We start from the raw sequence: 9,825 nt of genomic DNA on the forward strand, positions 1-9,825 counted from the left end.
GCGGGGACCCGGGGGCGGGCCCGGGTACTGGTCAGCGGGACCCGCTTTAGAGCCCCGTTCGGTCGCTCACCTACGATTTCCGCCATGACGGTGCCGCCTGAGGAACTCGAACTGGCCGCCGCCTTCCCCCCGGCCGAGCGCGACCGGTGGCGGGAGATGGTGAAGGGGGTGCTGCGCAAGTCCGGCGCGGCGACCGACGACACCCCCCTTGACGGGATCGAGGGTCTGCTGACCCGCGAGTCGTACGACGGGGTGCCGGTCGCGGCGCTCTACACCCGGGCCGACGCCCCGCCGGGACGCCCCGGCCTGGCCCCGTACGTCCGCGAGGTGCGGCCCGACGGCGAGGGCATCGCGGGCTGGGACGTCCGGCAGCGGCACGCGCACCCCGACGCCGCCGCCACCCGCGAGGCGATCCTCGCCGACCTGGAGAACGGCGCCACCTCGGTCTGGCTGCGGCTCGGCGACGGCGGCCTGCCCGTCGCGGCCCTCCCCGACGCCCTGCGCGGCGTGCTGCTCGACCTCGCGCCCGTGGTGCTGGACGCGGGAGCGGCGACGGCCGAGGCGGCCGGCGCCTTCCTGTCCCTGGCCGCCGAGCGGGGGAACGCGGCCGACGCGTCCGGAAGCCTCGGCGCCGACCCGCTCGGGCTCCAGGCCCGCACGGGCGCCCAGGGCTCGCTGGAGGAGGCCGCCGCGCTGGCCGTCCGGTGCGCACGCGAGTTCCCCAGGCTCCGCGCGATCACCGTGGACGGCACCCCGTACCACGACGCGGGCGGTGCGGACGCCGAGGAGCTCGGCGCGGCCGTCGCGGCCGGCGTCGCCTACCTGCGCGCCCTGACCGGCGCCGGGCTGAGCGTGGACGAGGCGTTCGGGCAGCTGGAGTTCCGCCTCGCCGTCAACGCCGACCAGTTCTCCTCGATCGCCAAGCTGCGCGCCATGCGCCGGCTGTGGGCGCGGGTCGCCGAGGTCAGCGGCGCCGCCGACGGGACGGCCGCCCGGATCCACGCGGTCACCTCGGCGGCGATGATGACCCGCCGCGACCCGTGGGTGAACATGCTCCGCACCACCATCGCGGCGTTCGCGGCCGGCGTCGGCGGCGCCGACGCCGTCACGGTCCTGCCGTTCGACGCCCGCCTCGGGCTGCCCGACGACTTCGCCCGCCGCATCGCCCGCAACACCCAGACCCTCCTGCTGGAGGAGTCGAGCCTCGCCCGCGTCGTCGACCCGGCCGGCGGGTCCTGGTACGCCGAGAGCCTCACCGAGGGCCTCGCCCAGGCCGCCTGGACCTGGTTCACCGAGATCGAGAAGGCCGGCGGCCTCGCCGCGGCCCTGGAGTCCGGGCTCGTCGCCGACCGGCTCGCCGCGACGTGGGAGCGGCGCCGCGCCGACATCGCCCGCCGCAAGGCGCCGCTCACCGGCGTCAGCGAGTTCCCCAACCTCGCCGAGGCGCTGCCCGAGCGCGAACCCGCCCCGGCGCAGCCGGGCGGCGGCCTCCCGGTGGTGTCGTACGCGCAGGACTTCGAGGCCCTCCGCGACCGCTCCGACGCCCACGCCGAGGCCACCGGCGCCCGGCCCCGGGTGTTCCTGGCGACGCTCGGGCCCATCGCCGTGCACACGGCGCGCGCGTCGTTCGCCGCCAACCTCTTCCAGGCGGGCGGGATCGAGACGGTCACCGGCGCGCCCGAGGAGTTCGCCGCGTCCGGCGCCGCCGTCGCCTGCCTGTGCTCCAGCGACAAGGTCTACGCCGATCGGGCCCGGGACGCCGCGCGGATCCTGCGCGACGCGGGCGCGGTGAAGGTCTGGCTCGCGGGTAAGGGAACCTACGAGGGGGTCGACGCCCGCGTGTACGCCGGATGCGACGCGATCGGGGTCCTGGAGACCACCCTCCACGATCTGGGAGTGAACGAATGATCCCCGACTTCACCGAGATCGACCTCGGGACCGCGCCCCCCGCCGACGAGGCCGCCAAGCGGTGGCGCGCCGCCGTCGCCGACGCCACCGGCGGGGACCCGGAGGCCCAGACCTGGGACACCCCGGAGGGCATCGGCGTCAAGCCGCTCTACACCGGCGACGACCTGGCCGGGGTCGACTTCCTCGACACGCTGCCGGGCATCGCGCCGTACCTGCGCGGCCCCTACCCGGCGATGTACGCCACCCAGCCGTGGACGATCCGGCAGTACGCCGGCTTCTCCACCGCCGAGGAGTCCAACGCCTTCTACCGCCGCAACCTCGCGGCCGGGCAGAAGGGCCTGTCGGTCGCCTTCGACCTCGCCACCCACCGCGGCTACGACTCCGACCACCCGCGCGTCGCCGGCGACGTCGGCATGGCCGGGGTGGCGATCGACTCCATCTACGACATGCGCCAGCTGTTCGACCGCATCCCGCTGGACAAGATGAGCGTGTCGATGACCATGAACGGCGCCGTGCTGCCCGTCCTCGCGCTCTACATCGCCGCGGCCGAGGAGCAGGGGGTGAAGCCGGAGGCGCTGGCGGGGACCATCCAGAACGACATCCTCAAGGAGTTCATGGTCCGCAACACCTACATCTACCCGCCGCAGCCGTCGATGCGGATCATCTCCGACATCTTCGCGTTCACCTCGCAGCGGATGCCGAAGTACAACTCCATCTCGATCTCCGGCTACCACATCCAGGAGGCCGGGGCCACCGCCGACCTGGAGCTGGCCTACACCCTCGCCGACGGGGTCGAGTACATCCGCGCCGGGCGCGAGGCCGGGCTGGACATCGACGCGTTCGCGCCCCGCCTGTCGTTCTTCTGGGCGATCGGGATGAACTTCTTCATGGAGGTCGCCAAGCTCCGCGCCGCCCGGCTGCTGTGGGCGCGGCTGGTGAAGACGTTCGGGCCGCGGAACCCGAAGTCGCTGTCGCTGCGGACGCACTCCCAGACGTCCGGCTGGTCGCTGACCGCGCAGGACGTCTTCAACAACGTCGCCCGCACCTGCATCGAGGCGATGGCCGCCACGCAGGGCCACACCCAGTCGCTGCACACCAACGCGCTGGACGAGGCGCTGGCCCTGCCGACCGACTTCTCGGCCCGCATCGCCCGCAACACCCAGCTCCTCCTGCAGCAGGAGTCCGGGACGACCCGCACCATCGACCCGTGGGGCGGCAGCGCCTACGTCGAGCGGCTCACCTACGACCTCGCCCGCCGAGCCTGGGCGCACATCACCGAGGTCGAGCAGGCCGGCGGCATGGCCAAGGCCATCGACGAGGGGCTGCCCAAGCTGCGCATCGAGGAGGCCGCGGCCCGCACCCAGGCCCGCATCGACTCCGGGCGGCAGCCGGTCATCGGCGTCAACAAGTACCGGCCGGACGCCGAGCAGGAGATCGAGGTCCTCAAGGTCGACAACGCGGCGGTCCGGGCGCAGCAGATCGACAAGCTGCGCCGGCTGCGGGAGGAGCGCGACGAGGGCGCCGCCCGGTCCGCGCTGGACGCGCTGACCCGCGTCGCCGAGGCCGCCGAGGGCGGCACCCGCCCGCACGGCCTGGAGCACAACCTGCTCGCGCTCGCCATCGACGCGGCCCGCGCCAAGGCCACCGTCGGGGAGATCTCCGACGCGCTGGAGCGGGCGTACGGGCGGCACGCGGCGCAGATCCGTACGATCTCGGGTGTGTATCGGGAAGAGGCCGGCGAGGTGACGAGCATCGAGCGGGCGCGCGCCGCGACGGCCGCGTTCGAGGAGGCCGAGGGGCGCCGCCCCCGCATCCTGGTCGCCAAGATGGGGCAGGACGGCCACGACCGCGGCCAGAAGGTGATCGCGACGGGGTTCGCCGACCTCGGCTTCGACGTCGACGTGGGTCCGCTGTTCCAGACCCCGGCGGAGGTCGCCCGGCAGGCGGTGGAGGCCGACGTGCACATCGTCGGCGTCAACTCGCTCGCCGCCGGCCACCTCACGCTGGTGCCCGCGCTGCGCGAGGAGCTGGCCGCGCTCGGCCGCTCCGACATCATGATCGTCGTGGGCGGGGTCATCCCGCCGCAGGACTTCGCCGAGCTGCGCGCCGCCGGGGCCGCGGCGATCTTCCCGCCGGGCACCGTGCTCGCGGACGCGGCGCTCGGCCTGCTGGACGAGCTGGGCGCCGAGCTGGGGCACGTCGCGCGGTGAGGCCGGGGCTCGACGACTACGTCGCCGGGGTGCGGGACGGGTCGCGGGCGTGGATCGCGCGGGCGGTCACGCTCGTGGAGTCGACCCGCCCCGACCACCGGGAGCTGGCGCAGAGGCTGCTGGTCGAGCTGACCCCGCACGCGGGGAACGCCCGCCGCGTCGGGATCACCGGCGTGCCCGGGGTCGGCAAGTCCACGTTCATCGACGCGCTCGGCACGAAGCTGACGGGGGAGGGGCACAAGGTCGCGGTCCTCGCCGTGGACCCGTCCTCGACCCGGACGGGCGGCAGCATCCTCGGCGACAAGACCCGCATGCAGCGCCTCGCCGCCGACCCGGACGCCTTCATCCGGCCGTCGCCGACGGCCGGCACGCTCGGCGGCGTCGCGAAGGCCACCCGCGAGGCGATGGTCGTCATGGAGGCCGCCGGGTACGGCGTCGTGCTCGTCGAGACGGTCGGCGTCGGCCAGTCGGAGACGACCGTCGCCGAGATGGTCGACTCCTTCCTGTTCCTCACCCTGGCCCGCACCGGCGACCAGCTCCAGGGCATCAAGAAGGGCGTCCTGGAGCTGGCCGACGTCATCGCCGTCAACAAGGCCGACGGCGAGCACAAGATGGAGGCCAAGCGCGCCGCCCGGGAGCTGTCCGGGGCGCTGCGGATGCTGCGCAGCGACGAGCGGGTGCGCGACACCCCCGTCCTGACGTGCAGCGCCCGCGAGGGCACCGGGCTGGACGAGGTGTGGGGCCTGATCGTCGAGCACCAGGAGCGGCTCCGCGCGTCCGGCGAGCTGGAGGCCCGGCGCCGCCGCCAGCAGGTCGGCTGGACGTGGGCGATGGTCCACGACCGGCTGCTCGGCGAGCTGCACGCGCACCCCGGCGTCCGCGAGCTCGTGCCGGGGCTGGAGCGGGACGTCGCCGACGGGACGCTCACCCCGGCGCTGGCCGCCGACCGCATCCTGGCGGCGTTCACGCGGGACGGCTGACCCGGGTTCCCGGCACGGGATGTCCGGGGTCCCGGTCGCGGCGGCCCGGGATCCGGTACAAAAGTCGGATGGACGTCATCGCGCTCGATGCTCCGACCGACGCGCAGATCCGCGCGTGGCACGAGGTGGTCGCGGCCGTCCACGCCGCCGACCCGGCCGGGGAGCCCGCCCCGGACCCGGACGCGACGGCGCGGCGGCTGCTCGGCGCCGACCCCGGCTCGCGGCAGCGGCTCTGGGCGGTGGCGGACGGCGGCCGGCTGCTCGCGGTGGCGGCGCTCCGGCTCCCCGGCGAGCCGGGCGCCGGGCGCCCCGGCGAGATCGACGTCCAGGTCCGCCCCGAGCACCGGCGGCACGGGCTCGGCGGCCGGCTGCTCGCCGCCGCCGCGGGCGGGCTGCGCGCCGACGGCCGCGCCAGCGTGATCGCGCAGGTCCTCGCCGGGACCCCGGCCGTCCCGTTCCTGGAGTCGCTGGGCTTCGAGTGCGTGCTCACCCTGCGCGGCATGGTGCTGCGGCTGGCGGACGTCCCCCCGGAGCGCGTCGCGCGCCTGCTCGCCGAGGCGCCCGCCGGGTACCGGCTGGCCCGCTGGCGGGGCGTGGTGCCGGACGCGCACGCGGCGGCCCTGGCCCGCGCCAAGTACGCCATGGCCGACCTCGCCGAGTACGAGGGCACGCAGTGGGACGCGCACCGCGTCCGGGAGATGGCCGAGGTCGTCGCCAAGCGCGGCGACGAGCTGTACACGGTCGCCGCGCTGCACGGCAGCGCGATCGCGGGGTTCACCGAGGTCGTCGTCCCGCACGACTCGGCCGGCCGGGCCGCGCAGTACGACACGGCGGTCGTCCCGGAGCACCGGGGCCGGCGCATCGGCATCTGGGTGAAGGCCGCGATGCTCGCCTGGCTGGCCGCCGAGCGCCCCGACGTGCGCGAGATAGAAACGGACAATTCGGGCGACAATGCGCACATGATCGCGGTCAACGAGGAGCTGGGATTCCGCACCGAGCGCGAGTCCCTGGAGTACCAGGCCCCGGTGGCCGCCCTGCCCTGACCGGCCGCTCCGGCCCGAAAACACCTTGCCGCCGCGGCCCGCCGCTCGGCATTCTTGGGGAGGCCGTTCCGGGAAATACCCGGCGGCCACGGAATTGCCGAAGCATTTCCCCATAGTTCACCGGAAGAACGCCGCGCCGTCGGCATTCTCCATTCTGCTCCGTACTACGGATCCGGGAATGGAGGGGTTCGGCGCGGGAGGATCCGGGTTCGAATCCCGGTGGGGGAGCGGCACACGGGCAAGGAGGTGACCCGGTGAACGTGCTCGTCCTGAACGCGTCGTACGAGCCCTTACAGAGGGTGGACCTGCGGCACGCCATCCGCATGCTGGTGCGCGAGGTGGCGGTCGTCGAGGAGGCGGAGGAGGGCCGGACCTTCGGCCGCTTCCCGGTGCCGCGGGTCCTGCGGCTCGTCCGGTACGTCGCGATGCGCTGGCGGCACGGCAGGCGGCCGCCGTGGAGCAAGCGCGGCGTGTACCTGCGCGACCGGGGCCGCTGCTGCTACTGCGGCGGGCGCGGGAACACGATCGACCACGTCCGCCCGCAGTCCCGCGGCGGCGGCGACACGTGGGAGAACACCGTCCTGGCGTGTGGGAAGTGCAACAACCGCAAGGCGGACAGGACGGTCGCCGAGGCCGGGCTCCGGCTGCTGTGGCCGCCGCGGGTCCCGCGCTGGGAGGAGCTCGTCGGCCCCTGACGGGGCGCGTGACGGGGCGTGCGGCAGGGGGCGGGACCGCCGGACGGCGGTCCCGCCCCCTGGGCGTCTCGTACCATGTGCCCGGTCTCGGTGACTCTCGCGTGACAGTGTGTGTTTTGAGGAAGCGTCTGAGGCTAAATGGGCGATTGTGGTAGCGTGCCGCCAATCTTGAGCTTTGTTATCTAGGAGTGATCTGTGGCGGCCCTCGATCCCGGTGGCAGGACGGCCCGTGCGGCGCGCGGGCGCACGGCGAAGCGCCTGGCGGCGATCGCGCTCGCGGTGGGCGTGTCGGCGGTGCTGCCGCCCGCGTCCGGGGCCGCCGCGAGGCTCCCGCAGGAGCCGAAGGACCTCAAGAAGGAGTACGCCAAGCTCAAGGAGCGCTCGGAGAAGCTCTCGAAGGAGTACCGGGGCGAGCTGGTCACCCTGGAGGAGGCGAAGAAGGCCGCCGAGCGCGCGGGCGCGGACGCGGAGAAGACCGGCCGCGAGTACGACGCGGCCCGCGTCGCCGTCGCGCGGATCGCCTCCACCACCTACATGACCGGCCGGCTCGACGTGATCCCGATGGTGTCCTCGGCCGAGCCCGGCGCCGCCGTCCGCGACGCCGCCGTCATCGAGCACATCACCCGCAACAACGGCCGCCGCATCGCCGAGCTCGAGGTCCTCAACACCAAGGCGGCGCAGTCGCGGGAGGCCGCCAAGAAGAAGCTGGCGACGGTGAAGAAGGAGATCGACGACCTGGAGGGCCAGCGCGCCCGGGTCAAGAAGCTCCTCGCCAAGTACAAGCCCGAGGTGACCAAGGCCCCCGTGAGCGGCGGCGGCGCCGGGCGCCCCGACGGGGTGAGCGGCAGCAAGTCGCCGATCGTGGGCAACTCCATGACCTCGCGGATGCGCACGGTGCTGCTGGAGGTCGACGGCAAGTTCGGCCCGTTCCCCACCATCGGCTGCGCCCGCCCCGGCGACCCGCAGGACCACGGCTCCGGCACCGCCTGCGACTTCATGGAGAGCACCGGCGGCAAGATGCCGAGCGCCTCAGCCCAGGCCCACGGCGACCGCGTCGCGCAGTACGTCATCGACAACGCCTCCCGCCTCGGCATCAAGTACGTCATCTGGAAGCAGCGCATCTACGACATGCGCAGCAGCGGCGGCTGGCGCCAGATGGAGGACCGCGGCAGCGTCACCCAGAACCACTACGACCACGTCCACGTCTCCGTCCTCTGACCCGGCGCCCGATCGGGCTACTGAGGGTCGAGGTCGACGACGGTCCCTTCGCGGGCTGAGCGGGCGGCGGCCTCGATGACCTCCAGCCCCGTGATCGCGTCGGCGAGCGTGGCGGGCGGCGCCGCCCCGTCGCGCAGGGCGCGGACGACGCCCGCGTAGAACTCCTGGTAGGCGCCGGGCGCGGTGGGTTCCGGGGACGTCTCGCCGGGTGTGCCCAGCAGCCCGTAGGCGTCGGGGTCGGCGATGCCGAAGCCGGGGTCCTTCGGGGTGAGGCCGGCGCGCAGCTGCTCCTCCTGCGGGTCCATGCCGGAGACCGTGTAGGACGCGCGGCTCCCGAGCACCCGGAAGCGCGGGCCGAGCTGGGCGGCGGTCGCGCTCATCCACAGGTGCGAGCGGGCGCCGCCGGGGTGGGCCAGCGCCACGAACACGTCGTCGGGGGCGGTGGCGCCGGGGCGGCGGGTGTCGATCTCGGCGTAGACGCGGGCGGGGCGGCCGAACAGCGCCAGCGCCTGGTCGACGAGGTGGGAGCCGAGGTCGAACAGGATGCCGCCCGCGTCGCGGGGGTCGGTGCTCTCCTTCCAGCTCTCCTTCACCTCGGGCCGCCAGCGCTCGAACCGGGACTCGAACCGCCCCACCTCGCCGAGCGCGCCGGACTCGATCAGTCGCGCCGCCGTGACGTAGTCGCCGTCCCAGCGGCGGTTGTGGAACGGGAACACCGGCAGGCCCCGGACGGCGCTCAGCGCGGCGAGGGAGCGGGCGTCCGCCACCGAGGCCGCGACGGGCTTGTCCACCACGACCGGGACGCCGGCGGTCAGCGCCGTCCGGGCCAGCGGCACGTGCTGCCGGTTCGGCGCGGCGACCACCACCAGGTCGTAGTCGCCCGAGGTGCCCCACAGCCGGTCCGCGCCGTCCAGGACCTCGGCCTCCGGGTACCGCTCCCGCACGGCCCGCTGCCGCTCCGGGTAGCCGGTGACGACCGCGGCGAGCCGCATTCCGGGGACGGAGGAGATCAGCGGCGCGTGGAACACCGAGCCGCCGGTGCCGTATCCGATCAGCGCAACACGCAGGTCCATGCGTCGATCATGACCGATGGCGCGGCGGCCGCCGGGAACCGGGGTCCGGGCGCGACGTAGGCTTCTGTCCAGGGATGGACAGGAACGAGGGGGCCCGTTTGCCCAAGCCAGTGCTTCTGACGGTCGACGACGACCCGGGCGTGTCCCGGGCCGTGGCCCGGGACCTGCGGCGCAGGTACGCCGAGTCGTACCGGATCGTGCGCGCCGAGTCCGGCCGGCAGGCGCTCGACGCCCTGAGCGAGCTGCGGCTGCGCGGCGAGGACACCGCCGTCATGGTCGCCGACTACCGGATGCCCGAGATGAACGGCGTCGAGTTCCTCGAACGCGCCATGGACCTGTACCCGTACGCCCGGCGCGTCCTGCTCACCGCCTACGCCGACACCGACGCCGCGATCCGCGCGATCAACGTCGTCGACCTCGACCACTACCTGCTGAAGCCCTGGGACCCGCCGGACGAGAAGTTCTACCCGGTGATCGACGAGCAGCTCGACGCGTGGGCGCGGACCGAGCGGCCCCCGCCCCGGGAGCTGCGGGTCGTCGGGCACCGCTGGTCGGCCCGCTGCTACGAGGTCCGCGACTTCCTCGCCCGCCACCAGGTGCCCTACCACTGGCTCATGGACGGCGACCCGGAGGGCGCGCAGCTCGTCGCCGCCGCGGGCTCACCGGAGCTGCCGCTGATCGTGACCGCGGACGGGACG

At 74.3% G+C, this 9,825-nt stretch carries 8 protein-coding genes and 1 tRNA gene; 8 read left to right on the top strand and 1 reads right to left on the bottom strand.

The annotated features are described in order from the left end of the window. Positions 1-84: 84 nt before the first annotated feature. The 7 genes from ETD96_RS33710 (at position 85) to ETD96_RS33735 (ending at position 8,054) form a co-directional block, all read left to right on the top strand. The gene (locus tag ETD96_RS33710) at positions 85-1,908 is read left to right on the top strand and encodes a methylmalonyl-CoA mutase subunit beta (protein ID WP_138640535.1); all 1,824 of its coding nucleotides are present in this window, start codon (positions 85-87) and stop codon (positions 1,906-1,908) included. Then, positions 1,905-4,118 carry a methylmalonyl-CoA mutase gene (gene scpA / locus ETD96_RS33715; protein WP_138640536.1) on the top strand — a complete coding sequence of 738 codons (2,214 nt, stop codon included), beginning with the start codon at positions 1,905-1,907 and terminating at the stop codon, positions 4,116-4,118. Before ETD96_RS33710 ends, scpA begins: the two co-directional genes overlap by 4 nt. Next, entirely contained in the window at positions 4,115-5,098 is a 984-nt protein-coding gene (gene meaB / locus ETD96_RS33720; RefSeq protein ID WP_138640537.1) for a methylmalonyl Co-A mutase-associated GTPase MeaB, read from the top strand. The genes scpA and meaB overlap by 4 nt, the downstream gene beginning before the upstream one ends. Before the next feature lie 68 nt (positions 5,099-5,166). Further along, entirely contained in the window at positions 5,167-6,141 is a 975-nt protein-coding gene (locus tag ETD96_RS33725; RefSeq protein ID WP_138640538.1) for a GNAT family N-acetyltransferase, read from the top strand. Positions 6,142-6,247: 106 nt separating this feature from the next. Further along, a tRNA-OTHER gene (locus tag ETD96_RS45240) sits at positions 6,248-6,369 on the top strand. Between the two features lie 26 nt (positions 6,370-6,395). Continuing rightward, complete coding sequence (locus tag ETD96_RS33730; protein ID WP_138640539.1) at positions 6,396-6,836, top strand: HNH endonuclease; 441 nt, start codon at positions 6,396-6,398, stop codon at positions 6,834-6,836. 195 nt (positions 6,837-7,031) lie between these two features. Then, a complete protein-coding gene (locus ETD96_RS33735; protein WP_240808419.1) occupies positions 7,032-8,054 on the top strand; it encodes a coiled-coil domain-containing protein in 1,023 nt (340 codons plus the stop codon). A 17-nt stretch (positions 8,055-8,071) separates the two neighbouring features. Here ETD96_RS33735 and ETD96_RS33740 read toward each other — a convergent pair whose 3' ends face one another. Further along, the gene (locus ETD96_RS33740) at positions 8,072-9,127 is read right to left on the bottom strand and encodes a Gfo/Idh/MocA family oxidoreductase (protein ID WP_138640540.1); all 1,056 of its coding nucleotides are present in this window, start codon (positions 9,125-9,127) and stop codon (positions 8,072-8,074) included. Positions 9,128-9,225: 98 nt separating this feature from the next. Between ETD96_RS33740 and ETD96_RS33745 the strand changes: the two genes are divergently transcribed. Next, on the top strand, positions 9,226-9,825 hold a 600-nt coding region (locus tag ETD96_RS33745; RefSeq protein ID WP_240808420.1), incomplete at its 3' end, for a response regulator.

Origin of the sequence: Actinomadura geliboluensis (assembly GCF_005889745.1) — a bacterium.
In the GTDB taxonomy this organism is placed as follows: Bacteria; Actinomycetota; Actinomycetes; order Streptosporangiales; family Streptosporangiaceae; genus Spirillospora; species Spirillospora geliboluensis.

Coding starts and splice junctions, on each gene's coding strand:
- ETD96_RS33710 (WP_138640535.1), top strand. CDS start 85: ATGACGGTGCCGCCTGAGGAACTCGAACTGGCCGCCGCCTTCCCCCCG.
- scpA (WP_138640536.1), top strand. CDS start 1,905: ATGATCCCCGACTTCACCGAGATCGACCTCGGGACCGCGCCCCCCGCC.
- ETD96_RS33725 (WP_138640538.1), top strand. CDS start 5,167: ATGGACGTCATCGCGCTCGATGCTCCGACCGACGCGCAGATCCGCGCG.
- ETD96_RS33740 (WP_138640540.1), bottom strand. CDS start 9,127: ATGGACCTGCGTGTTGCGCTGATCGGATACGGCACCGGCGGCTCGGTG.